Source organism: Sphingomonas alba (assembly GCF_023516555.1).
GTDB lineage: Bacteria > Pseudomonadota > Alphaproteobacteria > Sphingomonadales > Sphingomonadaceae > Sphingomicrobium > Sphingomicrobium album.
The window spans coordinates 1,137,034-1,162,994 of record NZ_JAMGBD010000001.1; the positions used below are offsets into that span (position 1 = coordinate 1,137,034).

At 64.4% G+C, this 25,961-nt stretch carries 29 protein-coding genes; 22 read left to right on the forward strand and 7 right to left on the reverse strand.

Annotation, left to right across the window (positions count from 1 at the left end; all coding sequences use genetic code 11):
• Positions 1-34 precede the first annotated feature (34 nt).
• The 5 genes from LZ536_RS06025 to LZ536_RS06045 all read left to right on the forward strand — a co-directional run bounded on the left by LZ536_RS06025 (position 35) and on the right by LZ536_RS06045 (position 4,331).
• Positions 35-985 (forward strand): complex I NDUFA9 subunit family protein, encoded by a 951-nt coding sequence (locus LZ536_RS06025; protein ID WP_249847383.1) that lies wholly within the window; start codon positions 35-37, stop codon positions 983-985.
• On the forward strand, positions 986-1,786 hold the full coding sequence (locus tag LZ536_RS06030; protein WP_249847384.1) for an undecaprenyl-diphosphate phosphatase: 801 nt from the start codon (positions 986-988) through the stop codon (positions 1,784-1,786). It abuts the gene before it with no gap.
• A 61-nt stretch (positions 1,787-1,847) separates the two neighbouring features.
• Positions 1,848-2,300, forward strand: coding sequence for a hypothetical protein (locus LZ536_RS06035; RefSeq protein ID WP_249847385.1), 453 nt, complete (start codon positions 1,848-1,850; stop codon positions 2,298-2,300).
• A 34-nt stretch (positions 2,301-2,334) separates the two neighbouring features.
• Complete coding sequence (locus LZ536_RS06040) at positions 2,335-3,006, forward strand: glutathione S-transferase family protein (protein WP_249847386.1); 672 nt, start codon at positions 2,335-2,337, stop codon at positions 3,004-3,006.
• A gap of 287 nt (positions 3,007-3,293) precedes the next feature.
• Positions 3,294-4,331 (forward strand): rod shape-determining protein, encoded by a 1,038-nt coding sequence (locus LZ536_RS06045; RefSeq protein ID WP_249847387.1) that lies wholly within the window; start codon positions 3,294-3,296, stop codon positions 4,329-4,331.
• On the opposite strand, the gene msrB is transcribed toward LZ536_RS06045, so the two are convergent.
• From msrB to ubiG, 6 genes are all read right to left on the reverse strand, one after another.
• A complete protein-coding gene (gene msrB, locus LZ536_RS06050) occupies positions 4,328-4,813 on the reverse strand; it encodes a peptide-methionine (R)-S-oxide reductase MsrB (protein WP_249847388.1) in 486 nt (161 codons plus the stop codon). The genes LZ536_RS06045 and msrB overlap by 4 nt on opposite strands.
• Positions 4,814-4,828: 15 nt before the next feature.
• Positions 4,829-5,017, reverse strand: a complete 189-nt coding sequence (locus tag LZ536_RS06055; RefSeq protein ID WP_249847389.1) for a hypothetical protein — start codon at positions 5,015-5,017, stop codon at positions 4,829-4,831.
• A gap of 13 nt (positions 5,018-5,030) precedes the next feature.
• A complete protein-coding gene (locus tag LZ536_RS06060; protein ID WP_249847390.1) occupies positions 5,031-6,044 on the reverse strand; it encodes an inorganic phosphate transporter in 1,014 nt (337 codons plus the stop codon).
• 14 nt (positions 6,045-6,058) lie between these two features.
• Positions 6,059-6,703, reverse strand: coding sequence for a DUF47 domain-containing protein (locus tag LZ536_RS06065; protein ID WP_249847391.1), 645 nt, complete (start codon positions 6,701-6,703; stop codon positions 6,059-6,061).
• Positions 6,704-6,829: 126 nt separating this feature from the next.
• The gene (locus LZ536_RS06070) at positions 6,830-8,116 is read right to left on the reverse strand and encodes an epoxide hydrolase family protein (RefSeq protein WP_249847393.1); all 1,287 of its coding nucleotides are present in this window, start codon (positions 8,114-8,116) and stop codon (positions 6,830-6,832) included.
• Positions 8,117-8,244: 128 nt separating this feature from the next.
• Entirely contained in the window at positions 8,245-8,970 is a 726-nt protein-coding gene (ubiG, locus tag LZ536_RS06075) for a bifunctional 2-polyprenyl-6-hydroxyphenol methylase/3-demethylubiquinol 3-O-methyltransferase UbiG (protein WP_249847395.1), read from the reverse strand.
• 54 nt (positions 8,971-9,024) lie between these two features.
• Between ubiG and LZ536_RS06080 the strand changes: the two genes are divergently transcribed.
• From LZ536_RS06080 to LZ536_RS06120, 9 genes are all read left to right on the forward strand, one after another.
• On the forward strand, positions 9,025-10,278 hold the full coding sequence (locus LZ536_RS06080; protein WP_249847396.1) for an aspartate kinase: 1,254 nt from the start codon (positions 9,025-9,027) through the stop codon (positions 10,276-10,278).
• Complete coding sequence (locus tag LZ536_RS06085; RefSeq protein WP_249847398.1) at positions 10,275-11,333, forward strand: NAD(P)H-dependent flavin oxidoreductase; 1,059 nt, start codon at positions 10,275-10,277, stop codon at positions 11,331-11,333. Before LZ536_RS06080 ends, LZ536_RS06085 begins: the two co-directional genes overlap by 4 nt.
• A gap of 96 nt (positions 11,334-11,429) precedes the next feature.
• The gene (locus tag LZ536_RS06090; protein ID WP_249847400.1) at positions 11,430-11,606 is read left to right on the forward strand and encodes a hypothetical protein; all 177 of its coding nucleotides are present in this window, start codon (positions 11,430-11,432) and stop codon (positions 11,604-11,606) included.
• Between the two features lie 47 nt (positions 11,607-11,653).
• Positions 11,654-13,918 (forward strand): phosphoenolpyruvate--protein phosphotransferase, encoded by a 2,265-nt coding sequence (ptsP, locus tag LZ536_RS06095; RefSeq protein WP_249847402.1) that lies wholly within the window; start codon positions 11,654-11,656, stop codon positions 13,916-13,918.
• A gap of 72 nt (positions 13,919-13,990) precedes the next feature.
• The gene (locus LZ536_RS06100) at positions 13,991-14,914 is read left to right on the forward strand and encodes a helix-turn-helix domain-containing protein (RefSeq protein ID WP_249847404.1); all 924 of its coding nucleotides are present in this window, start codon (positions 13,991-13,993) and stop codon (positions 14,912-14,914) included.
• Between the two features lie 70 nt (positions 14,915-14,984).
• Entirely contained in the window at positions 14,985-15,932 is a 948-nt protein-coding gene (locus LZ536_RS06105; RefSeq protein ID WP_249847406.1) for a tetratricopeptide repeat protein, read from the forward strand.
• Positions 15,933-15,950: 18 nt separating this feature from the next.
• The gene (gene tilS, locus LZ536_RS06110; protein WP_249847407.1) at positions 15,951-16,913 is read left to right on the forward strand and encodes a tRNA lysidine(34) synthetase TilS; all 963 of its coding nucleotides are present in this window, start codon (positions 15,951-15,953) and stop codon (positions 16,911-16,913) included.
• 61 nt (positions 16,914-16,974) lie between these two features.
• On the forward strand, positions 16,975-18,924 hold the full coding sequence (ftsH, locus tag LZ536_RS06115) for an ATP-dependent zinc metalloprotease FtsH (RefSeq protein ID WP_283938391.1): 1,950 nt from the start codon (positions 16,975-16,977) through the stop codon (positions 18,922-18,924).
• A gap of 66 nt (positions 18,925-18,990) precedes the next feature.
• Positions 18,991-19,368: a hypothetical protein gene (locus tag LZ536_RS06120; protein WP_249847412.1), complete on the forward strand. Its 378-nt coding sequence runs from the start codon at positions 18,991-18,993 to the stop codon at positions 19,366-19,368.
• Positions 19,369-19,371: 3 nt separating this feature from the next.
• Here the strand turns inward: LZ536_RS06120 and LZ536_RS06125 are convergent, their stop codons facing one another.
• Positions 19,372-20,406, reverse strand: coding sequence for a DUF3667 domain-containing protein (locus LZ536_RS06125; protein WP_249847413.1), 1,035 nt, complete (start codon positions 20,404-20,406; stop codon positions 19,372-19,374).
• 58 nt (positions 20,407-20,464) lie between these two features.
• Here LZ536_RS06125 and LZ536_RS06130 point away from each other — a divergent pair, with 58 nt between their 5' ends.
• Genes LZ536_RS06130 through LZ536_RS06165 form a run of 8 tightly spaced genes read left to right on the forward strand, consistent with a single transcriptional unit; the run spans position 20,465 to position 25,960 of the window.
• On the forward strand, positions 20,465-21,079 hold the full coding sequence (locus tag LZ536_RS06130) for a nicotinate-nucleotide adenylyltransferase (RefSeq protein WP_249847415.1): 615 nt from the start codon (positions 20,465-20,467) through the stop codon (positions 21,077-21,079).
• Between the two features lie 8 nt (positions 21,080-21,087).
• Complete coding sequence (gene rsfS, locus LZ536_RS06135) at positions 21,088-21,477, forward strand: ribosome silencing factor (RefSeq protein WP_249847417.1); 390 nt, start codon at positions 21,088-21,090, stop codon at positions 21,475-21,477.
• A gap of 7 nt (positions 21,478-21,484) precedes the next feature.
• Complete coding sequence (locus LZ536_RS06140; protein WP_249847419.1) at positions 21,485-21,907, forward strand: 23S rRNA (pseudouridine(1915)-N(3))-methyltransferase RlmH; 423 nt, start codon at positions 21,485-21,487, stop codon at positions 21,905-21,907.
• A gap of 3 nt (positions 21,908-21,910) precedes the next feature.
• Positions 21,911-23,089, forward strand: coding sequence for a murein hydrolase activator EnvC family protein (locus LZ536_RS06145; protein WP_249847421.1), 1,179 nt, complete (start codon positions 21,911-21,913; stop codon positions 23,087-23,089).
• A 30-nt stretch (positions 23,090-23,119) separates the two neighbouring features.
• Entirely contained in the window at positions 23,120-24,454 is a 1,335-nt protein-coding gene (locus tag LZ536_RS06150) for a S41 family peptidase (RefSeq protein WP_249847422.1), read from the forward strand.
• A 49-nt stretch (positions 24,455-24,503) separates the two neighbouring features.
• Complete coding sequence (locus tag LZ536_RS06155; protein ID WP_249847424.1) at positions 24,504-24,959, forward strand: disulfide bond formation protein B; 456 nt, start codon at positions 24,504-24,506, stop codon at positions 24,957-24,959.
• A 41-nt stretch (positions 24,960-25,000) separates the two neighbouring features.
• The gene (locus LZ536_RS06160; protein WP_249848570.1) at positions 25,001-25,492 is read left to right on the forward strand and encodes a demethoxyubiquinone hydroxylase family protein; all 492 of its coding nucleotides are present in this window, start codon (positions 25,001-25,003) and stop codon (positions 25,490-25,492) included.
• A gap of 60 nt (positions 25,493-25,552) precedes the next feature.
• Positions 25,553-25,960 (forward strand): hypothetical protein, encoded by a 408-nt coding sequence (locus tag LZ536_RS06165; RefSeq protein WP_249847426.1) that lies wholly within the window; start codon positions 25,553-25,555, stop codon positions 25,958-25,960.
• Position 25,961: the final 1 nt, after the last annotated feature.

Below are 25,961 nucleotides of genomic sequence, written 5' to 3' on the forward strand. Positions count from 1 at the left end.
TCAATGTGCCGTCGCGAGGGCAAAGGGCGGGCCCATGTACGACAAGCGAAACGGGCTGGTGACGGTCTTCGGCGGCGGCGGATTCATCGGCCGTTATGTCTGCGAGCAGCTGTTCAAGACGGGCGTTCGCGTCCGGGTTGCCGAGCGCCATCCGCGCCGCGCCTATTTCCTCCAGCCCTTGGCCGCGGTTGGCCAGCTCGACCTCATGCAGGCCGATATCACCCGCCGCGATTCGGTTGCCCGAGCGGTCGATGGGGCCGATGCGGTCATCAATCTCGTCGGCACGCTGAAGGGCGATTTCGAAGCCCTGCAGGCCGATGGCGCCGGCATCGTCGCGGAGGAGGCGAAGAAAGCCGGAGCGGGTGCGCTGGTCCATGTCAGCGCCATCGGCGCCGATCCCGAGAGCCCCTCGCGCTATGGCGCGAGCAAGGGCCACGGCGAGGCCAAGGTCCGCTCAGCTTTTCGTAACGCAACGGTGATCCGTCCGAGCTTGGTGTTCGGGCCCGAAGACCAGCTTACGAACCGCTTCGCGACCCTGATGAGCCGCCTTCCGGTCTATCCGGTGATTGCGCCCAGGACCCGATTCCAGCCCGTTTACGTCCGCGACCTCGCCAAGGCGATTGCGGCCTCGGCACTCGACCCCACGGCCCATGCCGGCAAGACATATGAGATTGGCGGCCCGGAAGTCCTGACCATGCGGCAGCTTTCGGAAGAAATCGCGTCGATCGCGGAGCTGTCGCCGAGCATGGTCGACATGCCGAACCTTGCCGCCAATGGCCTGTCCTACCTCGGCTTCCTGCCGGGAGCGCCGCTGACGCGCGACCAATGGCTGATGCTGCAAACCGACAATATCACGGGCAAAAAGTCGGCAGGGTTGAGCGCGTTCGGCATAGAACCGACGCCGATGACCGCCGCCGCGCCCGAATGGCTGGCGCGCTTCCGCGAAGGCGGCCGCTTCGCTGCCCGCAATCAAGCCGCCGCCTAAATGCCGGTCCTCCTGCTCGTCATCATCCTCGGCATCGTCGAGGGCGTCACCGAATATCTGCCGGTCTCGTCAACCGGGCATTTGATCCTCGCCACCGAGCTAATGGGCTATGACGCGGATCGCTGGGCCTTGTTCAACATCGCCATTCAGCCCGGGGCGATCCTCGCCATCGTCATCCTCTATTGGCGGACATTCTGGGACGTGCTGACCGGCCTATTCCAGCGCAGCCCCAGCGCCTGGGCGTTCACGCGCAACCTGCTGGTGGCGTTCGTCCCCGCCGTCGTGCTCGGGCTTGCTCTTGGCGACCAGATCGAAGGCCTGCTCGGCAATGCCACCGTCGTTGCTGTGGCCTTGATCCTCGGCGGGTTCGCTATCCTCGCCGTCGAACGCTTCGCAAAGCCGGAATATTCAGGCGGCGTCGCGGCCATGAGCCTGAAGCAGTCGGTCCTGGTCGGCATCGTCCAGTGCCTGGCGATGATACCGGGCGTCAGCCGCTCCGGCGCGACCATCCTCGGCGCCATGAGCCTCGGCGTCGATCGCCGAACGGCGGCCGAGTTCAGCTTCTTCCTCGCGGTGCCGACGCTGGCCGGCGCGACCGTGCTCCAGCTGTACAAGCATGGCGCCGGCATCGGCGGCGACATGATCGGCTACATTCTCTTGGGCGCGCTGATCTCGTTCATCGTGGCGATCATCGTCGTCAAAGCCTTCCTGGCCATCATCACTCGCTATGGCTTCGGACCCTTCGCCTGGTACCGGATCATTGCCGGCGGCGCGGCATTGATCTGGCTCACGGCGCGCTAAGCCTTTCCATCCCCACGGCTATTGCCGATAATGGCCGTCAGTGATTCGAAAGGACGCGGCTATGCGTGCAATTGCCCTCCTGCTTCCGTTTGCCCTTACGGCGACGCCGGCTCTTGCCGCGGAGCCCGCCGCAAAGGGCGGCCAAATCCAGATCCCGCATGAGCTGACGGATCCTGCGACCGGCGAGAAACTGGGCAGGATGGCGGGCGTGCTAGCGCGGGCGCTGATGGACATGCCGGTGGGCGAGCTCCAAGCCGCCGTCGAGGGCCGCGACGCCACCGCCGCGGACCGCAGGCGCACCGTGCGAGACATTGCAGGCGGCGACCGTAACCTGGATCACAAGGTCGAAACCCAGGTCGCGGAGGCGATGCCGCGGCTTCAGGCGGGAATGCAGGCAATGGCAGCCTCATTGCCTGCCATCATGGCGACGCTGCAGCAGGCGGCCGAGCAGATGGAAGGCACCATCGACCGCGCAAGGGCGAACTTGCCCGATCCAACCTATCCCAAGCGCTAGACGCGTCGGCCAATGGCGCTAAAGCTGCCCCGACATGTGGCAGCTCTATCAATTTTCACTGTGTCCCTTTTCCCGCAAGGTCCGGCTGGTCCTGGGCGAGAAAGGCGTCGCCCATGAGCTTGTCCGTGAGTATCCGTGGGAACGTCGCGACGAGTTCATCGACCTCAACCCGGCTGGCGAAACGCCGGTATTGGTCGACAGCGAGGCTGGGACGACCCTGATCGGCAGCCAGCCGATCTGCGAATATTTCGACGAAACCAACGCCAAGATGCCGATGATCCACGGCGATGCGGCGCTGCGTGCGGAGATCCGGCGGCTCACGCAATGGTTCGATGAAAAGCTGTTCCGCGAAGTCGTCGAACCCTTGATGCACGAACGGATGCGCAAGCGGCTGGTATCGAACGCCTCACCCGACACGCGTGTGCTGCGTGAGGCGATGCGGATCGGCAACGGCCACCTCGACTACATGGACTTTCTGCTGGATCACCGCCGCTGGCTTGCCGGTGCGGGCCTCAGCCTGGCCGATTTCACCGCGGCGGCGCATCTTAGCGTGATCGACTATCTCGGCGCTCTCGACTGGCGCGGACACAAGCAGACCAAGGACTGGTATGCGGTCATGAAATCACGCCCCGCTTTCCGGCCGCTGCTCGGCGAACGGATGGAGGTCATCGTGCCGCCGTCCCATTACGACAAAGTCGACTTTTAAAGTCGCTAAGTTCGCAAAAGTCTTGGGATGAGTGACCAAATTTCCGTGAGCTCGACCCGCCCCCCGATCTCGATCACCTAATCTGACGATAAGAAACAGCCCAGGGACTTATTCCCATGGCCGAGCAGCTGTAGGACAGCGAATTCCGGCCGCTAACCGGAACGCATCCGGAACGATTAATTCGTTGTCGGCCAAACGAACGCAGCCTGCGGCGGCTGGAACTCGACGCATCCCCCCAACCGGCAGATAACTCACTGACAGAACAATATTTCTCCGGGGGGAGGCCGATGAATTTTCCGCTCTTCAATTTCGGCTCTCGCGATCTTGCCATCGACCTCGGGACCGCCAACACCGTCGTTTACCTGCGCGACCGCGGCATCGTCATCGAGGAGCCATCGGTCGTCGCCATCGAATATGGCAACGGGATGCCCAAGGTCCGCGCGGTTGGCGACGATGCCAAGCTGATGCTCGGCAAGACGCCCGCGAATCTGCGCACCATCCGGCCGCTCCGCAACGGGGTCATCGCCGACCTCGAGGTCGCCGAGCAGATGATCAAGCATTTCATGACCAAGGCGCTGGGTAGCCGCAGCAAGTTCGGGAAGGCCGAGGTCGTCATCTGCGTGCCCTCGGGATCGACGAGCGTCGAACGCCGCGCCATTCGCGATGCCGCCTCGAACGCCGGCGCGAGCGAAGTGCGGTTGCTGGAAGAACCGATGGCGGCGGCTCTCGGCGCGGGCCTGCCGGTCGCCGATCCAGTCGGTTCGATGATCGTCGATATCGGCGGCGGCACCACCGAGGTCGGCGTCATTTCGCTCCAGGGCCTGGCCTACAGTCAGTCGGACCGCGTCGGAGGCGATAAGATGGACGATGCCATCATGTCCTACGTCCGCCGCACCCATAATCTGCAGATCGGCGAGGCGACCGCGGAACGCGTGAAGAAGCAGATCGGCGTAGCCCGAATCCCCATGGACGGACGCGGTTCCACGATGGTCGTCAAGGGCCTGCACGTCGAGAAGGGCGTGCCGCGCGAAATCGAGCTGACCCAGGCCGAGATCGCCCGGGCGCTGAGCGAACCGGTGGCGCGCATCGTCCACGCCGTGCGCGAAGCTCTCGAACACACCGAGCCGGAGATCGCCGCGGACATCATGGATGCCGGTATCACCATGACCGGTGGCGGATCGCTGCTTCGCGACATCGACGGTGTTTTGGCGGACGAAACCGGCCTTCCGGTCCAGGTTGCCGACAACCCCATGCAGTGCGTCGCGCTCGGTGCTGGCCTTACCCTGGAAGACCGGATCTACCGCGGGGCTCTGCAGGCCGCCTAGGCCGCGAGAGGCTCGCCTTCGGGTGCGCCCCGGCCGAGGCGGTCGGGCAAATCTTCGCCGACAGGCGTGAAGTCCAAGCTCACCGAATTGATGCAATAGCGCTCGCCGGTCGGCGGCGGGCCGTCAGGGAAGACATGCCCCTGATGCGCGCCGCAGCGCGCGCAGACGATCTCGGTCCTGACCATGCCGTAACTTGTGTCGCGGATATATTCGAGGTGGTCAGTCGAATAAGGCGTGGTGAAGCTCGGCCAGCCAGTGCCGCTTTCGAACTTGTTGCCAGCCTTGAAGAGCGGAAGCCCGCAGAGGCGGCAGGTGTACACGCCTGCCCGTTTCTCATCGAGGAAAACACCGCAGAACGGAGCCTCCGTGCCATGTTCGAGCAGGACGTGGCGCTCTTCCTGACTGAGATCGGCCTCCAGCTGGCGGCGTTCCTCGTCGGTCGGCGGCGTCAGGTCGAACTGCATCGTGGTCGTTTCAGTCATAACCGCTCCTCATGGTTAGACTCGCAGGAACGCACGCCCCGCGAAATAGAACACAAAAGCCAAGGCGGCGAGCACCACGACGCCACCGACGCGCCCGATATCAGTCGTCTGCCGCTGCAAATCACGCCAGGCAACAATGATGAAAGCCGCGGCCGCAGCAGTGTCCAGAAAGAGGATGATGCGTTCCGCGAGGTCCAGCGTCATCGCCGCACCCCGATCAGAATGCCGACGCGATCCAATAGAAGATCGCGGCGACTGTCGCCGAAGCGGGAATGGTGATCAGCCAAGCGATCATGACATTGCCGGCGATGCCCCAACGCACCGCCGATGCGCGGCGCGCCACGCCGGCGCCGATGACGCAGCCAGTGATGGTGTGCGTGGTCGAGACGGGGATGCCGAGCCAGGACGCGGTAATGAGCATGACCGATCCGCCAAGCGAGGCGCTGAAGCCCTGGTGCTGCGACAATTTGGTAATCCGCGTGCCCATGGTCTCGATGATCTTCCAGCCGCCGGACAGGGTCCCGAGGCCAATCGCGATGTAGCAACTGATCGCAACCCAGTGCGGGACCGCGAACTCGCCGTGCAGATAGCCGGTCGAGTAAAGCAGGACGGTAATGATACCCATCGTCTTCTGGGCGTCGTTCAGGCCGTGGCCAAGAGAGTAGGTCGCTGCCGATATCAGATGGAGCGACCGGAATGTCCGCTCCGCTCCCCGGGCGCTGGCCCTCCGCCCGAGCCAGCTCGTCACCAGCATGATCAGCATCGTGAGCAGCAGGCCCAGGGTGGGCGACAGGACGATGGCGATCAGGGTCTTGTTGAGGCCTGTCCACTGTACGCCGGTCATACCGGCATGGGCCACGCCCGCGCCGATAATGCCGCCGACCAACGCGTGGCTGGATGACGAGGGAATGCCCTTCAGCCAGGTGACGACGTTCCAGAACATGGCGCCGACAAGGGCGCCAAACACGACCGCCGGCGTCACCAGGTCCTTGTCGATGAGGCCCTTGCCGATCGTGTCGGCCACCTTGTGCAGTTCTGGCACCGCCAGCGAGAGGAAGTAGGCCGCGAAATTGAAGAAGGCGGCGAACAGCACGGCCCAGCCGGGCGAGATCAGTCGCGTTCCAACGACCGTCGCGATCGAATTGGCCGCGTCGTGCAGACCGTTGAGGAAATCGAAGGCGAGCGCCACCATGATCAGTCCGATCAACAGCGGCAGTGCGAGTTCATGCATGGGGTTTCAGACCCTCAGGCGTGATCGATGACGATGCCGTCGATCTCATTGGCGACATCCTCGAAGGCGTCGGCCACGCGCTCTAGATGCTTGAAGATCTCGCGGGCGACGATGAACCTGATGGCGCTGGTCTCGCCATATTCCTGGAAGGCCTTTTTGAGGCCGGCGGCGTGGATGTCGTCGGCGACGCCCTCGAGCTGGACGAGGCGTTCGGTCAATTCGTGGATGCGGGCGCCGTTGCGGGTGATGTCGCGGAGCAAAGGCATGGCCTCGACGGTGATCGCCGCCGATTCCTGCGTGATCGCGGTCATCTTCTTCATCTCATCCTGGAGATGCTTGAGCTCGTAGAGGTCGATGGCGCGGGCGGCGGCCTGCATCTCATCGATCGCATCGTCCATGGCCCCGATGAGCGAGGTAATGGCGCCCCGGTCGAACGGCGTCAGGAAGGTCCTGCGGACGCTGCGCAGCACCTCGCGGATGATGTCGTCAGCTTCATGCTCGCGCTGCTCGACAATGCTCAATTGCTCTTTGGTCGAGGAATCATCATCGGCAAGCCGGTTAAGCGCCTCCGCGGCCGCCAAAATGGTCGCCGCATGAGCCTCGAACATGCCGAAAAAGTCGCCCGTTTGCGGGAGCAGGCGCTGAAACCAACCGAACATCAATGAATCCCCTGCGTCGGGGTTCGGGCGTTAGTTTAGGCGTCCGGCATTAGCAATATGACGCTTTGGTTACAGCGCTCGGGGCGTAACGGGCGGCGCCAGTCCAACGCCGCCCGTATCGAAGCGCTAGTTCCGAAGCTGCCGGAACCCTTGCCGCATGTCGTCGACCAGGGCTTCAGGCTGTTCCCAGGCAGCGAAATGCGCACCCTCCGGATGCTGCCGATAGTAGATCAGGTTCGAGTAAGCCTTCTCCGCCCACTTCCTTGGGATCGGGCAGATCTCCTCCGGGAAGGCGCTGACGACGGTCGGTACCTTGACGCCCTTCGGAGCGAAGAAGACCAGCTTGTTCTCCCAATAGAGCCGGGCCGAGGACACGCCCGTCCGCGTGAGCCAGTAGAGCGTGATATTGTCGACAATGTCTTCGCGCGTCAGGCCGAGTTGCTCGCTGTCGAATACCCGTGTGATCTGCCGATACGTCCAGATGTCATGATCGATGATCCAGGCGGCGAGGCCAACCGGGGAGTCCTCGATGCCATATAGCGTCTGCGGCCGGTTCCCCATCTCGTTCGCATAGCCAAGGCCATGTTTATAGAAGAAGGAGACATGGTCGAACGACCGGCGCTCCTCTTCGTCGAGGCCGTCGGGCGGCGGCGCACCGGCAAATGCGGCGGCATCCACTTCAGGCGGAATGGCGCCGGCCATGTTGGTGTGGATGCCCAGCAGCCCAGCCGGCGCCTGGACGCCCAACTGGTCAGTGATGATGGCGCCCCAGTCGCCGCCTTGCGCGACATAGCTTGCATAGCCGAGGCGGCTCATCAGCTTATCCCAGACTCGCGCGATTTTTTCCGGCGTCCACCCAACTTCCGCCGGCTTCCCGGAGAAGCCGTAACCGGGCATCGACGGGATGACGACGTCGAACGCGTCCGCCTCCGAACCGCCATGCGCGGTTGGGTCGACAAGGCGATCGATGATCTTCAGTTGCTCGATGACCGAGCCGGGCCAGCCGTGGGTGACAATGACCGGGAGCGCGCCCTCGTGTTTTGACTTCACATGAATGAAGTGGATGTCGCCGCCGTCGATATTGGTGATGAAGTTAGGGTAGGAGTTGATTCTGGCCTCGATCTTTCGCCAGTCGTGCTCGTTCAACCAGAAGTCGGCGAGTTTCTGGATCGTCGCCAGTCGCACACCTTGTGTGTCGTCATCGACGAGTTCGCGGTCGGGCCATCGTGTTGCGGCGATCCGGCGTTTCAGGTCCGCGAGTTGCTCGTCCGATGCGCGAAAGCTGAAGGGCCTGATCGACTCATCGACGGCGCCAATGATGAATGTTTCAGTGGCGCCTGAATCGGAAACAGGCGGAGCCGCGGCCGGCGCTTTGGAAATGGTTTCAAGCTCGGGTGTTTTGGTGTCGGCCATGGAGGTCTCCAGCGTTCGAGGTGCACGCGGACACGGCCGAAGATAATGCTGGTGCGCAACCTGACAGGCGGCCCGCGAGCGCCCTGCGCTCCCGGAAACGAGTCGGTCAATCGGCCGACTCGGCAAATTTATGCGTGGCGGGCGGCGATCAGATAATTGAGGCTGAGGTCGTCGCTGAGATGCAGTCCTCGCGTCGCTGAGAAGGCAATGCCTTCGCAGTCGATGACCGACAGTCCGGCCACCGCCATCATTGGCTTCATTTCATCGGGCGTGATGAACTTGCTGTGATCGTGCGTCCCCTTGGGAATCTGGCCAATCCCCTCGGCGATGGTGATCATCAGCAGGCGCGATTTCGCCGTACGATTGGGGGTCGAGAGGACCAGCAACCCACCCGGAGCGAGCCGGGCAACGAGCGAATTGAGGAACGCCTGCGGTTCGGCGACATGTTCGATCACTTCCATCGAGGTGACGAGGTCGAACTGGCCGTCGAGCGCTTCGACTGCCGAGTGGCGATAGTCGATCTCCAGACCCTGCCCTTCGGCATGCGACTTGGCAGCCTCGATCAGCGGAGCGGCCGCGTCGATCGCCGTGACGTTCGCGCCCAGCCGGGAGAGCGGCTCTGCCAGCAGGCCGGCGCCGCAACCAACATCGAGCGCGGTCTTGCCTTCCAGAGGACGCAGGCTGTGTTCGTCCGCCTGCCAATGCTGGTCGACCATGTCGCGGACATAGGCGAGACGGACCGGATTGAGCTTGTGCAGCATCCGTTCCGAGCCGTCCGGATCCCACCAATCGGCGGCCTGCGCACCGAACTGAGCAATCTCTTCCGGAACGACGCTGCTTCTTGTGTCCGCCATGCGCGCCCCCTAACAGTGCGCCGCTTTTCAACCAAGGATGAAGCTCACTCTCACATGGCCCGCATCGTCATGAAATTCGGCGGCACGTCGATGGCGGGCATCGAGCGCATCCGCAATGTCGCCGGCCGCGTGAAGCGGGAGGCCGAAGCCGGAAACCAGGTCGCGGTGGTGGTCTCGGCCATGGCCGGTGAGACCGACCGGCTAGTACAGCTCTGCCGCGAGGCGGCGCCGCTCTATGACCCGCGCGAATATGACGTGGTTGTCGCCAGCGGCGAGCAGGTCACCGCGGGCCTTTTGGCGATGACGCTGCAGGGCATGGGCCTCAACGCCCGCTCGTACATGGGCTGGCAGTTGCCGATCCGGGCTTCGGGTCACGCCGCCGCGCTGATCGAAGGCATCGATGTCGCCGTACTGGAACGCGTGTTCGACGATGATGGCATAGCTGTCATCCCCGGCTTCCAGGGCGTCACCAGCGATGGCGCGGTCGCGACACTGGGCCGCGGAGGATCGGACACGTCTGCAGTGGCACTGGCGGCGGCGATGAAGGCTGACCGCTGCGACATCTATACCGACGTCGACGGCGTCTACACGACCGACCCGAGGATCGTCCCCAAGGCGAAGAAGCTCGACTTCGTCACCTATGAGGAAATGCTGGAGCTGGCTTCGGTCGGCGCCAAGGTGCTGCAGACACGCTCGGTTGGGCTCGCCATGCGCACGAAAATGCCGGTGCAGGTGCTCTCCTCTTTCGAAGACCGGCCCGGAACATTGATCGCCGACGAGGCGGCCATTGAAGGACAGATTATGGAACGCAACGTCATCACGGGCATCGCCCACGACCGCAATGAGGCGCTGATCACTCTGGTCGACCTACCCGACACGCCGGGCACGGTCGCGGCAATCTTCGGACCGCTGGCCAAGGCCAACATCAACGTCGACATGATCGTCCAGTCGGTGCGCCAGGCGGGCGAGGCTAGCGACCTGACCTTCACCGTTCCAAATGCCTCGCTGGCTCAGGCGGTGGCGGAGCTGGAAAAGGCCAAGGGGAAGATCGGCTTCAAAGAGATCATCACCAACATGGAGATCGCCAAGGTCAGCGCCGTCGGCGTCGGCATGCGCTCCAACGCAGGCATCGCCGCGCAGATGTTCGAGGCGCTCGCCGAGCGCCGCATCAACATCCTCGCAATCACGACGTCGGAAATCAAAGTGAGCGTCCTTATCCCCGAAGAATATACCGAGCTGGCGGTGAGAGTGCTGCACAGCGCCTTCGGCCTGGACGCCGAGGCCGACAGCGCGGGAGCGGCGGCATGAGCGGCGAAGGGATGATCGCCGAGCCTCGCTCGGTCCATGGCAGCGAGGGCCATGCCAAGCTTAAGGAACTGATGCATCGCGGCACCGCATTCCTCGGCTGCGAATATGCTATTCTCGGCGGCGCGATGAGCTGGGTATCCGAGCGCAACCTCGTCTCCGCCATCTCCAATGCCGGCGGCTTCGGGGTGATTGCCTGCGGTGCGATGAACCCCGAACTGCTCGATACCGAAATCGCCGAGACAAAGAAGCGGACCGAGAGGCCGTTCGGCGTCAACCTCATCACCATGCATCCGCAGCTAAGCGAACTTATCGATACTTGCGCGAAGCATGGGGTCAGCCACGTCGTGCTTGCCGGCGGCCTGCCGCCGGGCGGCGCCATTGAGCGCATCAAGGCGAGCGGCGCCAAGCTCATCTGCTTTTCGCCGGCCTTGGCCTTGGCGAAGAAGCTGATGCGGTCGGGCGCAGACGCACTCGTCATCGAAGGCATGGAGGCAGGCGGCCATATCGGCCCGGTTTCGACGTCGGTGCTGTGCCAGGAAATCCTGCCCCACGTCGCGAAGGACATTCCGGTTTTCGTCGCCGGGGGAATCGGCCGCGGCGAGGCGATCGCGGCTTATCTCGAAATGGGCGCGGTCGGCGTGCAACTCGGCACGCGCTTCGTCTGCGCGCACGAGAGCATTGCGCATGCCAACTTCAAGAAAGCCTTCATCCGCGCCTCGGCGCGCGAGGCCATTCCCTCGGTCCAAATCGACCCGCGGCTGCCGGTCATCCCGGTGCGGGCGCTCAAGAACCGCGAAATGGAGAATTTCGCCGCGAAGCAGCGCGAGGTTGCCCAACAGCTAGACGACGGCGCGATCGAAATGGCCGAGGCCCAGCTGCAGATCGAGCATTATTGGGCCGGCGCGCTCCGCCGCGCAGTCATCGACGGCGACGTCGAAAGCGGCAGCGTCATGGCCGGTCAGTCCGTAGGTATGGTGAACCGCGAGGAGCCAGTCACCGATATCATTCAGGAGCTGGTCGACGAGGCAGCGGCGGCGCTCGAGAGCCGAGGCTGAAAGTTCCAGTCCTTACGAGCGCGAAATCGTTGAAACGGATCGCGAAATTGTGCGTTCCGGCGGGAAATGGGGAAATCGGCAACATTTGTTAAAACCATGACCGCACCAACAAACGACCCAGAATTTAACGACCTCGACGATGCCCGCAGCGACCTTCGGGAAGGGCTCGCAAACAGCCGGGCGATTGTCCGCCAATCGCGCCTTCTGATCGAATTGTCGGAAAGCGACAGCGCGCTGCCTGCGAACGACGATTTGGGCCCGATCGCCAACTAGACTTTGACATCTTGGATAAGCGCGACGCTTTCTGATAGCGCTGCGCCATGCCGCTGACCGCCGCCAAGTCCGCCCGCGAAATCCTGACCGGGCTGCACGACCTGATGGCGAGGCGCGCTTCGGCGCAAGCCAAGCTCGACCATGTCGTCGACCTGATCGCCGAGGCGATGCAGAGCGAGGTCTGCTCGATCTACCTCTTGCGCAACAACAAGCTGGAGCTGTCGGCGACGCACGGCCTTCGCAAGGAAGCCGTGCACGTCACGCGGCTGGCAATGGGAGAAGGACTGGTTGGCACCATTGCCGCCGAAGGCCGCATCCTCAACCTTGCCGAAGCCGACAGCCACCCGGCCTTCGCCTACCGCCCGGAAACCGGCGAAGAGAGCTTCCACAGTTTCGCTGGCGTGCCAATCGTTCGCCGCGAAAGCGCCATCGGCGTGCTTGCCGTCCAGCATGCCGATCCGCGACGCTACGAAGAAGTCGAGATCGAGGCGCTGCAGACGGTGGCGATGGTGCTCAGCGAGCTCATCGCCAATTCGCGGTTGGTCGATGGCGGGCGGACGGTGCGCACCGACAGCGGACCGGTGCGCATGGCCGGCCTCAAGCTGGTCACCGGCATGGCGCGTGGCGCCGCTGTGTTCCACGAACCGCGCGTCAGTATCGAACATACTGTCGCCGACGACACGGAGGCCGAGCGCGCGCGCGTCTATTCCGCCTTCCGGCGCATGCGGGAACAAATCGAGGCGATGACCCGGGAGGCCGAGTTCGGCACCGCGGGCGAACATCAGGAGATCCTCGAGACCTACAAGATGTTCGCCTACGACGAGGGCTGGTCCCGGCGCATCAACGAGGCGATCGACAGCGGCCTGACCGCCGAAGCAGCCATCGAACGCGTCCAGCAGCGCACCCGCGCCCGCATGCAGGAGATTGACGATCCGCTGCTGCAGGAGCGGATGCACGACCTTGAAGACCTGTCGAACCGGCTGCTGCGCATCGTTTCCGGTCGCATGGGCACCGCCGCCCAGACCGGCCTTGCCCGCGACAGCGTCCTCATCGCACGCAACCTCGGGCCGGCTGAACTGCTGGAATATGATCGGCGGCGGTTGAAAGGCGTGGTGCTGGAGGAGGGCTCGCTCACCGCGCACATGACGATTGTCGCACGCGCCATGGGCGTGCCCGTGGTCGGCCGCGTCGGCGACATCCGCCACGTCGCTTCCGAAGGCGACACGATCCTGGTCGATGGGGACCACGGCACGGTCGTTGTCCGCCCGACCCGTGCCCTGACCAACGCTTTCGAACAGCGCATGGCGCTGAGCCAGAAGCGGCGCGCCGAATATGCGTCGCTCAAGAACCTCCCATCCGTCACTACTGACGGCGAACGGATGACGCTGATGGTCAACGCGGGCCTGGCCGAAGATGCGGCTGCACTCCACCTCGCCGGCGCCGACGGCATCGGCCTTTTCCGCACCGAATTCCAGTTTCTGATCGCCGCGCAGCTGCCGGGCCGCGAAAGCCAGCTCCGGCTCTACAAGCAGGTGCTGGACGCGGCGGGCGACAAGCCGGTCGTCTTCCGAACCGTCGACATCGGCGGCGACAAGGCCCTGCCCTACCTGACCGACGAAAAGGACGAGGCCGAGAACCCGGCCATGGGCTGGCGGGCGCTGCGCCTCAGCCTCGAGCGCACGACCCTGATGAAGGCACAGGCGCGCGCGTTGATCGAAGCATCGAAGGGCCGTGTGCTGCGGGTCATGTTTCCGATGGTCAGCGAGCCGTGGGAATATGAGGAGGCACGCGCTTTGTTCGAAGAACAGCTTGCCTGGTCGAAGCGGGCAAAGAAGCCGGTTCCGAAGAGCATCGAGTTCGGCGCCATGTTGGAGGTGCCAAGCCTCGCCGAAATGCTCGACGAACTGCTTCCCCGGGTCGATTTCCTTTCGATTGGCACCAATGACCTGACCCAATTCCTGTTCGCCGCCGATCGCGCCGACCCGCGCCTGGCCGAGCGCTACGACTGGCTGAGCCCGGCGATCCTGCGCTTCTTGCGCCGCGTCGTGCGACAGGCGGACGCCGCCGGCGTACCGGTGCGCGTCTGCGGCGAGATGGGCGGCAGGCCCCTGGAAGCCATGGCGCTGATCGGCGTCGGCATCGGCAATTTCTCGATCACGCCGGCCGCCGTCGGCCCGGTCAAAGCGATGATTCGCTCGCTCGATGCCGGCGCCGCCAGGGCACGAATGGAGAAGCTGTTGGCCAAGCCGCCGCGCGACATGCGCAAGGCCCTGCACGATTGGGCAAAAAGGCATTCGGTGGCGCTCGGCTGACGGTTGACAGACCGCCCAGCGGCCCCGACAACCACCAGGGATTTTCGAAGTGTTTGGCCCCGGGGAGTGGCGATGGGCGACGCTGAATTTGTCGAAGAAGAAGGCGCACAGAGTAGCGTCGGACAACGCCTGCGCGAGGCTCGCGAAGCATCCGGCCTTAGCCTGGAGGACATAGCCACCCAGACGCGGATTCCGACCCGCCACCTGGAAAGCCTTGAAGCCGGGGATTTCAGCCGACTGCCGGCGCCCACCTACAGCATCGGCTTCGCCAAGAATTTCGCCGGCGCCGTTGGGCTCGACCGGACGGAAATCGGCGAGCAGTTGCGTGCCGAAATGGGCGGCACGCGGCCAACCTACACCAATACCGACGTCTTCGAACCGTCGGACCCGGCCCGGGCCATGCCGAAATGGCTGATCCTGGGAGGCATCGTCGCGATCGTCCTGGCCGTGCTGATCTTCAACTGGTTGAACAATCGCTCGCTGTCCGAGCCTGACCAGGTTGCCACGGCGAACGAGGCAGGTGCGGCTCCGGCCACGCCGAAGCAGGCCCCGCCTGCGCAGCCGCAAGCGCAGGGTCCAGTAGTCATCGCCGCCAGCGACACCGCATGGCTCCAGATCAAGGATGGCACGGTCATCCTGAAGCAGGGCATGATGCAGCCGGGCGAGACGTTTGAAGTTCCGGCGAACGCCGCCGCGCCGACACTGACCACCGGCAAGCCTGAAGCATTGCGGATCACCGTCGGCACCACCGTCGCGCCATCGATCGGCGAACCTGCCAAGAAGGTGACAGTCAGCCTCAAAGGCGCGGATTTGCTGCGTCCGGGCGCCGCTCCACCGGCAGCCTCCCAGCCCGCCGTGGCTCCGCCGCCAGCCCAATCGGCTCCGGCCCGCGTTCGTCCGGCTCCACGCAAGACCGCGCCCGTTACGACGACGAACGCGCCGCCGCCAGCCGAGCCGCCCGCGAACACGACCGCGCCGGCCACCAACACGCAGTGATGTTCATCGCCGGGAAAGCCCGTTCGGGCGAACCTCCAAACTTCGTCAATTCAGTATCTTAGGACTTCAAATGCGATCCCTAAAGTTCGCCTGCCTGACCGCCCTTGCATTGATCGCCGTCGCGCCGGCCGACGCCCAGCGCCGCCAGGCCACTCCTGAGGAGCGGATCGAACGGCTGGAGAAGCAGGTCCGCCAGGTCCAGAAGCAGGTCTTTCCCAAGGGCCAGCCCGCCGACACCGCCGGCTTCAGCGACGATCCGGCCGCGACTTTGACCCTCACCAACCAGCTTTCGAACCGCCTCGATGCGATCGAACAGGAAATGGCGCAGATCACCCGCGCCTCCGAAGAGAATGGCAATCGACTGGCGACGATGGAGGCGGAGCTCGCGCGGCTTCGCGCCGACCAGGACCGTCGCCTGCGCGCGCTGGAGACGAACAGCGGCGGATCCGGCACTTCGGCCAACGATGGTGCGACGGGCAACGACGACCAAACCGACGATCAGGCAGCGCCGCCGCCAGAAACCCGAGACAGCGGGCCACTGGTTTCCAAACCAAAAGTCGAGAAGCCGAAGCCCAAGCCCAACGCGCCCGTAATTGCTTCCGCCAAGCCGGGAGACGCCAATTTCGATGCGACCGGCGAGGAAGCCTATGACCGGGGCTACCAGTTGTGGAGCACCGGCCGGTACGACGAGGCGATCACGACGCTGCGCGCCTTCTCCTCCTCGTTCCCCGGTCATCGCCGTGTCAGCTGGGCCAACAACCTCGTTGGCCGCTCCTTGCTCGACAAGGGGCAGGCGCGCGCCGCCGCCGAGGCGCTCCTCGCCAATTATCGCGGCAACCCCAAGGGCGAGCGAGCGCCCGACAGCCTCTATTACCTTGGCCAGGCCCTGATGAAGCTCAACCAGCCTGCCCAGGCCTGCAAGGCCTATGGCGAGCTGGAGGATGTCTACGGTTCGACCATGCGCGCCGAATTGAAGAAGATGCTGCCCGCGGCCCGCACCGCGGCAAAATGCGGCTAATCTGCTAAGCTTGGGCGCGTGACCGACGCGCTCATCCCCCGCCCGGACCTCGTCGCCCGTTTCGAGGCGGACCTAAAGCCGCTCGTCGGCAAAAAGGCGAAGCTCGGCATTGCCGTCTCCGGAGGGCCGGACAGCCTGGCGCTGCTGCTGCTGGCTGCCGCATCCCGGAAGGATCGAATCGAGGCGGCGACGGTGGATCACGGCCTGCGGCCGGAGAGCGCTGGTGAGGCCGCGTTCGTACAGTCGGTCTGTGAGCAACTCGGCGTTCCCCATGTCACATTGCCGGTGAAGGTCGCCCCCGGCTCCAGCATCCAGGCACAAGCACGGCGCGCGCGTTATGACGCGCTTGGCGAATGGGCCATCGCCCGCGACCTGGGTGCCGTCGCCACTGGTCATCACGTCGACGACCAGGCCGAGACGCTGCTCATGCGCATGGCGCGCGGTGCCGGCCTCGGAGGATTGGTCGGCGTCCGTTATTCGCGGCCACTGGAGCCGGGGGTCGACCTTGTCCGCCCGCTCCTGGAATGGCGTCGCGACGAGTTGGGGGCGATTGTCGCCGCAAGCGGCGTCACGCCGGTCGACGACCCCGCCAACCGTGACCCTCGGCACGACCGCAGCCGGTTCCGAACGACGCTGGCCGAAGCCGACTGGGCTGATGCCGAGAGGCTAGCGGCCTCCGCGAGATGGCTCGCGGACGCTGATGAGGCGCTCGAATGGACTCTCAAGTCCTTACTGGAAACGCGCCTTGGACGAAGCGAAGGCGCCCTCACCATCGACGCCGAAGGCCTGCCTCGCGAGTTCCAGCGCCGGCTGCTCGTTGCCGGCTTCGATCGCATGGGCGCGCACCGCCCGCGCGGGCCCGAGCTCGACCGGGCGAGGAAAGCGTTGCGGGCTGGCAAGGCGGCGACCTTGGCTGGCCTGAAGCTCGACCCCGGCCCCCCTTGGAAGCTGTCAGTTGCCCCGCCGAGGCGGCGGAACTGAGCCTGTTCCATTGTTATTAAGGCCAGGAAGCTTATTTTAAGCGCTTCAAACAAGGTGACGAATGGACATGAACGAGAAGAAGCCCGGAAACCCCTGGACCAAGTCGCTACTGATTTGGATGGCGGTGCTGCTTGCGCTGGTCGTGTTCGTCCAGTCGATCGGCGGCAGCCGCGCAACGACCGGGCAGGCCGTCGCTTATTCCGACTTCGTCAACCAGGTCGATGAGGGCAATGTCCAGGCCGTCACCATAGCCACGACGCCGGGCGGCAATTCATCCATCAGCGGCAAGCTGAACAGCGGCCAGACCTTCCGCACGACCGCGCCTGCCGATGCCAATGTCTCCGACCGGCTGATCGCCAAGGGCGTCGCCGTCTCGGTCAAGGCGGAGGAGCAGTCGAGCTTCTGGCTGATCCTGCTCTACCAGTCGCTGCCGTTCCTGCTCATCTTGGGCATTTCGTTCTTTGTCATGCGCCAGATGCAGAAGAACGCCGGCTCCGGTGCGATGGGCTTCGGCAAGAGCCGCGCCCGCATGCTGACGGAAAAGCAGGGCAAGGTGACCTTCGCCGACGTCGCCGGCATCGACGAGGCCCGCGAGGAGCTTCAGGAAATCGTCGAGTACCTCAAGGATCCGGGCAAGTTCGCGCGCCTCGGCGGCAAGATCCCCAAGGGTGCGCTGCTGGTCGGCAGCCCCGGCACCGGCAAGACCCTTCTCGCCCGCGCCATCGCCGGTGAAGCGGGCGTGCCCTTCTTCACCATCTCCGGCTCGGACTTCGTCGAAATGTTCGTCGGCGTCGGCGCCAGCCGCGTCCGCGACATGTTCGACCAGGCCAAGAAGTCTGCGCCGTGCATCGTCTTCATCGACGAAATCGACGCTGTCGGCCGCCATCGCGGTGCCGGTCTCGGCAATGGCAATGACGAGCGCGAGCAGACGTTGAACCAGCTGCTGGTCGAGATGGACGGCTTCGAAGCCAATGAAGGCATTATCATTATTGCCGCGACCAACCGCCCTGACGTTCTCGACCCGGCGTTGCTGCGTCCGGGCCGCTTCGACCGGCAAGTTGTGGTCCCGCGTCCCGACATCGACGGCCGCGAGCAGATCCTGCAGGTCCATATGAAGAAGGTGCCGCTTGCGCCCGACGTCGATGCGCGCGTTATCGCGCGTGGCACGCCGGGCTTCTCAGGCGCCGACCTCGCAAACCTTGTCAACGAAGCTGCGCTCCTCGCCGCCCGCAAGGGCAAGCGCCTCGTCGCCATGCAGGAGTTTGAGGAAGCCAAGGACAAGGTGCTGATGGGCACCGAGCGCAAGTCCATGGTGATGACCGAGGACGAGAAGAAGATGACGGCCTATCACGAGGCCGGTCACGCCATCGTCGCTTTGCACGAGCCGGCTTCCGATCCGATCCACAAGGCGACGATCATCCCGCGCGGCCGGGCTCTCGGCATGGTCATGCGCCTGCCGGAACGCGACAATTACAGCTATCACCGCGACAAGATGTACGCGAACCTCGCCGTGGCCATGGGCGGCCGCGTCGCCGAGGAAGTCATCTTCGGCTACGACAAGGTAAGCTCCGGAGCTTCGTCGGACATCAGCTACGCTACCGGCCTTGCCCGCGACATGGTCACCCGCTGGGGCATGTCTGATGCACTCGGTCCGCTGCAGTACGCGGAGGCCGATGAGGAGGTCTTCCTCGGCTATTCAATGAACCGGCAGAAGAACATGTCGAACGAGACCGCGCAGGCGATCGACAAGGAAATCCGTCGCATCGTCGAGCAGGGCTACGATCGCGCCAAGGGCCTTCTCGACGAGCATCGTGACGAGCTGGAGACGCTGGCCAAGGCGCTGCTCGAATACGAAACCCTCTCGGGCGACGAGATCAAGATCGTCCTCGACGGGGGCAGCATCGACCGCGGCGGCACGTCCAAGCCGACGATCCCCACCGCCGGATCCTCAATCCCGAAGGCGAAAAGGCCAAACACCGGCCTTGGCGGCCCGGCCACTGCCGGCGCCTGATCTTCGTTCAAACGGCGTTCATTCCGCTCCCGCTCAATTCGAAACGGATTGAGCGGGAGTTTTTGCATGAAATTTGGAATCGCGGCGGTGCTGGCAGTGGTGTCATTTCCGGCCACGGCGCAGACCATGAACGCCGAGGCCTTCAACCAGCGCATTCAGGCGCTGAAGGCCAAGGGTGCCATGGCCATGTTCTCGCCGGGCGAAATCAAGGCGCTGACCGCAGAAGGGCAGGCCGCCGGCAAGGCCGCTCGCGCCCAGCAGACGGCGGCCGTCAAGGCAGGCAAGACACCTCGCTTCTGCGCGCCCGATGGGCCACAAAAGATGAAAAGCGACGAGTTCATGACCCGGCTCGCGGCCATCCCGCAGGCGGAGCGTCAGAAAATCGACATGACCGAAGCCATGACCCGCATGCTCGCGGTCAAATTCCCCTGCAAGACAAGCTAGCGCCTAGGCCACTCCGACGGCAGCGACGACCACGAAGAACAGCGCGCCGGCGATGAACGCGAATGTAGTGAGGAACAGGGTGCGGACGATCGCGCTGAAGCGACCGAGCTGGTAGGCGCCCTTCAGCTGCCGGTACATATGGATGGGCGGAACAAAGAACAGGAAGGCCGCCACCGCCGTCATGTTGAACTCAATGAGCGCGTCGGCAAGGATGACCAGCATCATCATGAACGACAGCGAATAAGTCACGAACACCGTGTGGTCGTAGAGATAGTATTTCCGGCTGAACGGGAACAGCAGCCACATGAAGGGCAGCGACAGCGGGATCAGCAGCCAGCTGTACTTGGATGCCGCATCCTGCATGTTGGTGACGACCAGTTGCGGGTTCTTTTGAACCCTTTCGACCACGCCGCGGACCCATTGCGGAGTGTCGTCGTCTGGGTCGGCTTTCGTGAAATTGCCTCGGCCTACCTTCTCCAATGCTTCAAGGCCCTTGCGGTCGTCGGCCAGCCGCTTGTCGATGGCGGCGACCGGCTTGCCTGCCTTGACCGCGGCCGCGCGCTTCGTCTCGAGTTTGGCGATCTCTTCCTTCTGCTTGTCGGTGACAAAACTGATGTTGGCGTTGCCTTCACCCACCTTGCCGGGATCGAGTGCGCCAGTGAAGTTGAGCACCGCGAAGGTCAGGAAGACGCTGAACAGGTAAAGCGCGATCGGCGAGATGAAGGTGGCGCGCTCGCCAGCGATGTAACGCCGGGTCAGTTCGCCCGGGCGCCAGGCCAGCATCGGCAGCGTCTTCCAGAATTTCCCTTCAAAATTGAGCACGCCGGCGACGAAATCGCCCATGAATGCCCGAAGCGAGCGATGGACATGCGCCTTCTGGCCGCAATTCGAACAATAGCGGCCAACCAGCGGCGCCCCGCAATTGAGGCAATTGGCCTCATGCGTGTGCCCGTCCTTGCCAACGCCCGTGCGCGGCTCAACCGCCGCCGCCAGCATTCCGCCGGTCACCGCGTCGCCGATCGCATCGAATTCGCCCATTGCTCCTCCCTTCCCGATTGTGGCGCAGGGAGGCCGCGGATGCTAGCCATTTGGCAGCATGAAAAAGATTGGCCTTCTCGGCGGCTCCTTCAATCCGGCGCATCGCGGCCACCGGCGGATCAGCCTGGCGGCAATGGCGGCGCTGGGCCTGGACGAGGTCTGGTGGTTGGTCTCGCCCGGCAATCCGCTGAAGCCCGCCAAGGGCATGGCGCCCTATGAAGCCCGGTTAGCTTCGGCACGCGAAGAGGCAAGAGGCACCCGTATCAAGGTTAGCGATTTCGAACGCGAGGCCGGTACGCGCTACACGGTGGATACTCTTGCCGCGATCAAACGGCGCTACCCCAATGACCGCTTCATCTGGCTGATGGGCGCCGACACTGTGGCCCAATTCCATCAGTGGCGGCGCTGGCGTGAGCTGTCGGCAATGGTTCCAATTGCGGTGATTCACCGCCCCGGCTATGATGCACCTGCCCGCGCGGCGTCCGCGATGGGCTGGCTCAGGTGGTTCGTCCGCCCCCTGAGCCAGGCGAAACGATGGACGGACTGGAGTGCACCGGCGATTTTCTTTCTTCGCCTGCCGCCCGACCCGACGTCCGCTACTCGCCTTCGCGCGCTAGACCCCAATTGGCACCGCCGTTTCACCGGTTCGAACCGGCGGGCCCTGTCGTCATAGGAGCAATCTTGGCCAACCCAAGCCCAGCGACCGAAAAATCGAACCAACCGATCGACGTAGAAGCGCTTCACGCGCTGGTGATGCAATCCCTCGATGACGACCAGGCGGTCGAGCTCGTCTCGATCCCGCTGACCGGCAAGTCGAGCATCGCCGATCATATGATCATCGCCAGCGGCAAGTCGTCGCGCCAGGTGGCGTCGATGGCGAACAAGCTTGCGGATCGCATAAAGGAGCAGTTCGGCAAGATCGTTCGCGTCGAAGGGTTGCCAACCGCGGATTGGGTGTTGGTCGATGCCGACGACGTCATCGTCCACCTGTTCCGGCCCGAAGTCCGGACCTTTTACAACCTAGAGCGGATGTGGGCCTTCGGCGACGAAGCCAAGAGCGGCACGGCCTGACGGGGCAGTGCTCCTCCACATCATTGCCCGCGGCAAGATCGGCCGCTCGCCCGAAGCCGAGCTTACCGACCGTTACCTGAAACGCATCGCCTGGCCTGTGAAGGTGACCGAGCTACCAGACCGCGGCGGCAATATGCCGGCGCCGCCGGCCGGGAGCATCACGGTGCTGCTCGACGAGCGCGGTGAGCCGATGAGTTCGACGGCGCTGGCGAAGATTCTCGAGAAATGGCGCGACGGCGGCAAGCGCGAGGCGCGTTTCATGATTGGCGCGGCAGACGGTCATGACGACAAAGCGCGCGGCGAAGCCGATTTATTGCTGTCCTTCGGGCCGGCGACCTGGCCGCATCTTCTCGCCCGAGCGATGCTGGCCGAGCAATTGTTCCGCGCCACGTCGATCCTTGCGAACCACCCCTATCATCGCGAAGGATAGGGTATGCGCCGCCTCGTTCCGCTAATCGCTGTCTTGCCACTGATGATGGCGGCCGCGAGCGCGCCCGTAACAGCGGAGACGGAGCCGGTCGACACTGAACTCGCGCGTGCCCGGGTCGAGGCGAAGGCGGCCGAGGCGGATGTCCAGAGGTTTGAACAGGCCGCGGCCAAGGCGCGCGACGAGGCGGAGAAGCTGGCGGCGGAACGGCAGGCGGCGGCCTCGGCTATTACTGCCTCCGAGGCGCAGATCAGCGCCGCCGACGCCCAGGTTCGATTGACCGAAGCCTTGGTCGCCGAACGCCGACAGCGTCTGGCTGAGCGGCAGGCGCCGGTCGCGGCCCTCCTCGCGGGCATCGTCAGCATGGGACGGCGGCCGCCGTTGCTGAGCTTCGCCGATTCTTCTTCGCTCGACGAATTCGTCCGCGTCCGCGCGCTGCTTGATACGACAATGCCGCTCATCCGCCAGCGAAGTGCCGCGCTCTCCGGTGACCTGGAGCAGAGCCGCAGGTTGCAGGCCTCCGCAGCGGCGGCACGGAAACAGCTGACAGCCGCGCATGAACAGCTGAAACAGAGGCAACAGAGGTTTGCCGCACTTGAGGACAAAGCGTCCCAGCAAGCGGCCAGACTTGGCGCGAGCGCGGTTGGCGCCGGCGATGTCCTGACCGCAACCGGCGAAAACGAGGCAATATTGGTCGGCGAGGCAAAGCAGCGCCGCTCGTCACTGGCCCTTGCCGCAGACCTCGGCGCGCTGCCTCCAGCGATTGCCCGACCCGGCAAGGCAGGGGCTGGCAAGCCTCCTATCGCTTACTCGCTACCCGTCGCCGCGCCGGTCGTGGAAGGCATGGGCGCGGTCAGCGACAACGGCATCCGCTCGCGCGGCATCACGATCAAGGCCTATGCCGGCGCCGACGTCCGGGCGCCCGCCGATGGCACGATATCCTTTGCCGGGCCGTTCAGGCGCCATGACGGCGTCGTCATTATCGATCATGGCCATGGGTGGATGACCCTGATGACGGGAGTGCGGACAGATTTGCGGAAAGGCGCCCGCGTCCGGATCGGCGATCCGCTCGGTCGGGCATTGGGTCCGGTCGGGGTCGAATTGTCTACGAACGGGACGCCCGTTTCGGCAGCCCTCATCGCCGGTTCATCTCAAATAGTGTCCAATGGACGGAAGAGCGGCTAAATACGCCGTAGATTTGCAGGGATTCGTAGAATGAAAGCCTTCGTCGCCAAGCTGCTTCCGCCCCTCGCCGTGGTGGGCGCGCTGACCCTGATCCCGCTGACGACCAGTTCGGTTGCGGCCGCCGATGCGGATACCATGAAGGAGCTGGATACCTTCATGGACGTCTTCAACCAGGTGCGCGCGACCTACGTCGACCCGGTCGACGACCACACGCTCATCAAGGGTGCGATCGACGGCATGCTGGCGGCGCTCGACCCGCACTCCTCCTACATGGAGGGCACCGATTATTCGCAGTTGAAGACGACGACCGACGGCAATTACGGCGGCGTCGGGCTTTCGGTGACTATCGAGGATGGCGCGGTAAAGGTCATCACCCCGACCGAAGACACGCCTGCCGACAAGGCCGGGATCAAGGCCGGCGACTACATCACGCATGTCGACGGCGAACTGCTCTACGGCCTCGACCTCGACGAAGCGGTCGATAAGATGCGCGGCAATCCGGGTACGCAGACGACGCTGACCATCGTCCGGCCGGGCCGCGACAAGCCGTTCGACGTCAAACTGACCCGCGCCCGCATTGAGCTCCGGCCGGTGAAATGGGAGGTCAAGGACGGCATCGGCATCGTCAACATTAACACCTTCGCCGGCAACACCGGCCAGGCGACCGAGGCGGCGCTGACGGCGATCGACAAGGCGACCGGCGGACACCCGCTCGGCTATGTCGTCGACCTGCGCTCTAACCCGGGCGGCCTGCTCAATGAGGCCGTTCGCGTCAGTGACGCCTTCCTCGACCGCGGGGAAATCGTCTCCGAGCGCGGCCGCGACAAGAAGGACGTCGAGAATTGGTATGCCAAGCCAGGCGACATGTCGCACGGCCTGCCGATCATCGTCCTCACTGACGTCGGCACCGCCTCGGCGGCGGAAATCGTCGCTGGCGCCCTGCAAGACCACCGCCGTGCGATCGTCATGGGCGAGCGCAGCTTCGGCAAGGGATCGGTCCAGGGCGTTTCGGAACTGACGCCGAACAGCGCTCTCAGGCTCACCATCGCTCGATACTACACCCCGTCGGGCCGCTCGGTTCAGGCCGGCGGAATCGAGCCGGACATCGTCGTCCCGCAGCTGTCGGATCCGGATTACAAGACCCGTCCGGCCGTGCGCGAAGCCGACCTTCGCCGCCATCTGCTGAGCCAGGCCGCGGTCAAGGAAGACGTGCTTGAAAACGACTCGACGCCCGACCCGCGCTTCTCGGCGACGTCCGAGGAACTGGAGAAAAAGGGCATCAAGGACTTCCAGCTGGATTATGCGATCAAGACGCTGAAGCGGCTGGCGCCGGGCACGCCGTCGACCGTCGCCAAGTCGCGCTAAGGACGTCCGTCAGCTTATGGCTTCGGCCGCACAGCGAGGTTCTGCACCCATGCCCGGCAGCGCGCTGGCGCGCCTGATCGCGCTCATCGTGCCGGTTGCGCTGCTCGGCGGCGCTCTTGGCTCCCAGTATGTTGGCGGACTTCACCCCTGCGAGATGTGCTACTGGCAGCGCTGGCCGCATGGCGCAGCGATCCTGCTCGCCGCGGCCGCCTTCGCAATGCCGGCAAGGTCGCGGACCCTGACCGCGCTGGCGTCCTTGGCCATCGCCATTTCCGGTGCGATCGGCGTCTATCATGCCGGCGTGGAAATCGGTTGGTGGCAAGGCATAACGACCTGCACTGCAGGCGGCGCGCTCAGCCTCGACCAGCTGATGAAGGTACCGCTGGTACGCTGCGACCAGATCCAGTGGTCGCTGTTCGGCATATCAATGGCGGGCTGGAACGCAATCATCTCGCTGGGCGCTTTTGCGGCGATCTCGGCGCTTCTCATCCGGAGCAGGCCGTGAGCCGCTGGAAGCCCGGCGACGCCCGTCCGGACGCGACCAGCATGCTGCGGGTCGACCAGGCCGGCGAATATGGCGCCACTCGAATCTATGCTGGCCAGCTAGCCGTCATCGGTCAGGACCGACCCGCCGGGCGCGTGATCGCCCGCATGGCCAATCAGGAGCGCCGCCACCTGGAGCGCTTCGATGCTCTGATGGAGGAGCGGGGTGTCCGGCCGACGGCTCTGCAGCCTTTGTGGAAAGTCGCGGGCTTCGCGCTCGGGGCGGCCACCGCCCTGATGTCGGAGCGGGCGGCGATGGCCTGCACCGATGCGATCGAAACGGAAATCGACCGCCATTACTCCAGGCAGCTCGCCGAACTGGGCGACAGCGATCCTGAATTATCGGCCGACATCGAAGCCTTTCGCGCCGAGGAATTGGAGCATCGGGACACTGCCCGCGAGCATGGCGCAGCCGAGACGCTGGGATATCCCCTATTGACCGCAGCCATCCGTGCGGGATGTAGGGTGGCAATCGGCCTGTCGAAGCGAATCTGAGTGAATTTGAGGAACCTGAGGGGCGGCCGGGCCGCTGAACCGATCGAAAGGACGCCTGTAATGTCGAAGCTGCCCCTGGCCCTTGCAGCCGCCGCCACCGGCCTCGCCGCGCTGGCCCTCCCGTCCGCGCCCGCGCTGGCGCAGAATAACAACGGCAAGGTGAGCGAGATTATCGTTTACGGCACCGACCCGTGCCCGCGCTCGACTGACGATGAAATCGTCGTTTGCGCGCGCAAGCCGGAGAGCGAGCGCTATCGCATTCCCGAAAGGCTCCGTCAGGGCGGTTCGTTGCAGTCGCGCCAGTCCTGGGCCGCGCGCGCCAAACAGTTCGAAACGGTTGGCCGGACCGGCGTCAACAGTTGCTCGGCGGTTGGGCCGGGCGGCTATACCGGTTGCGAGCAGCAGCTGATCAACCAGGCGTTCAACGAGCGCGAGGAGCAGGTCTCCAACGAAAGCTCGCCTCGCTAGG

Coding starts and splice junctions, on each gene's coding strand:
- LZ536_RS06165 (WP_249847426.1), top strand. CDS start 25,553: ATGTCGAAGCTGCCCCTGGCCCTTGCAGCCGCCGCCACCGGCCTCGCC.
- ftsH (WP_283938391.1), top strand. CDS start 16,975: ATGGACATGAACGAGAAGAAGCCCGGAAACCCCTGGACCAAGTCGCTA.
- LZ536_RS06025 (WP_249847383.1), top strand. CDS start 35: ATGTACGACAAGCGAAACGGGCTGGTGACGGTCTTCGGCGGCGGCGGA.
- LZ536_RS06030 (WP_249847384.1), top strand. CDS start 986: ATGCCGGTCCTCCTGCTCGTCATCATCCTCGGCATCGTCGAGGGCGTC.
- LZ536_RS06035 (WP_249847385.1), top strand. CDS start 1,848: ATGCGTGCAATTGCCCTCCTGCTTCCGTTTGCCCTTACGGCGACGCCG.
- LZ536_RS06125 (WP_249847413.1), bottom strand. CDS start 20,406: ATGGGCGAATTCGATGCGATCGGCGACGCGGTGACCGGCGGAATGCTG.
- LZ536_RS06065 (WP_249847391.1), bottom strand. CDS start 6,703: ATGTTCGGTTGGTTTCAGCGCCTGCTCCCGCAAACGGGCGACTTTTTC.
- LZ536_RS06080 (WP_249847396.1), top strand. CDS start 9,025: ATGGCCCGCATCGTCATGAAATTCGGCGGCACGTCGATGGCGGGCATC.
- LZ536_RS06100 (WP_249847404.1), top strand. CDS start 13,991: ATGGGCGACGCTGAATTTGTCGAAGAAGAAGGCGCACAGAGTAGCGTC.
- ptsP (WP_249847402.1), top strand. CDS start 11,654: ATGCCGCTGACCGCCGCCAAGTCCGCCCGCGAAATCCTGACCGGGCTG.
- ubiG (WP_249847395.1), bottom strand. CDS start 8,970: ATGGCGGACACAAGAAGCAGCGTCGTTCCGGAAGAGATTGCTCAGTTC.
- LZ536_RS06120 (WP_249847412.1), top strand. CDS start 18,991: ATGAAATTTGGAATCGCGGCGGTGCTGGCAGTGGTGTCATTTCCGGCC.
- LZ536_RS06130 (WP_249847415.1), top strand. CDS start 20,465: ATGAAAAAGATTGGCCTTCTCGGCGGCTCCTTCAATCCGGCGCATCGC.
- LZ536_RS06040 (WP_249847386.1), top strand. CDS start 2,335: ATGTGGCAGCTCTATCAATTTTCACTGTGTCCCTTTTCCCGCAAGGTC.
- LZ536_RS06085 (WP_249847398.1), top strand. CDS start 10,275: ATGAGCGGCGAAGGGATGATCGCCGAGCCTCGCTCGGTCCATGGCAGC.
- LZ536_RS06060 (WP_249847390.1), bottom strand. CDS start 6,044: ATGCATGAACTCGCACTGCCGCTGTTGATCGGACTGATCATGGTGGCG.
- LZ536_RS06070 (WP_249847393.1), bottom strand. CDS start 8,116: ATGGCCGACACCAAAACACCCGAGCTTGAAACCATTTCCAAAGCGCCG.
- LZ536_RS06160 (WP_249848570.1), top strand. CDS start 25,001: ATGCTGCGGGTCGACCAGGCCGGCGAATATGGCGCCACTCGAATCTAT.
- msrB (WP_249847388.1), bottom strand. CDS start 4,813: ATGACTGAAACGACCACGATGCAGTTCGACCTGACGCCGCCGACCGAC.
- LZ536_RS06055 (WP_249847389.1), bottom strand. CDS start 5,017: ATGACGCTGGACCTCGCGGAACGCATCATCCTCTTTCTGGACACTGCT.
- LZ536_RS06155 (WP_249847424.1), top strand. CDS start 24,504: ATGCCCGGCAGCGCGCTGGCGCGCCTGATCGCGCTCATCGTGCCGGTT.
- LZ536_RS06150 (WP_249847422.1), top strand. CDS start 23,120: ATGAAAGCCTTCGTCGCCAAGCTGCTTCCGCCCCTCGCCGTGGTGGGC.
- LZ536_RS06145 (WP_249847421.1), top strand. CDS start 21,911: ATGCGCCGCCTCGTTCCGCTAATCGCTGTCTTGCCACTGATGATGGCG.
- LZ536_RS06105 (WP_249847406.1), top strand. CDS start 14,985: ATGCGATCCCTAAAGTTCGCCTGCCTGACCGCCCTTGCATTGATCGCC.
- LZ536_RS06090 (WP_249847400.1), top strand. CDS start 11,430: ATGACCGCACCAACAAACGACCCAGAATTTAACGACCTCGACGATGCC.
- LZ536_RS06045 (WP_249847387.1), top strand. CDS start 3,294: ATGAATTTTCCGCTCTTCAATTTCGGCTCTCGCGATCTTGCCATCGAC.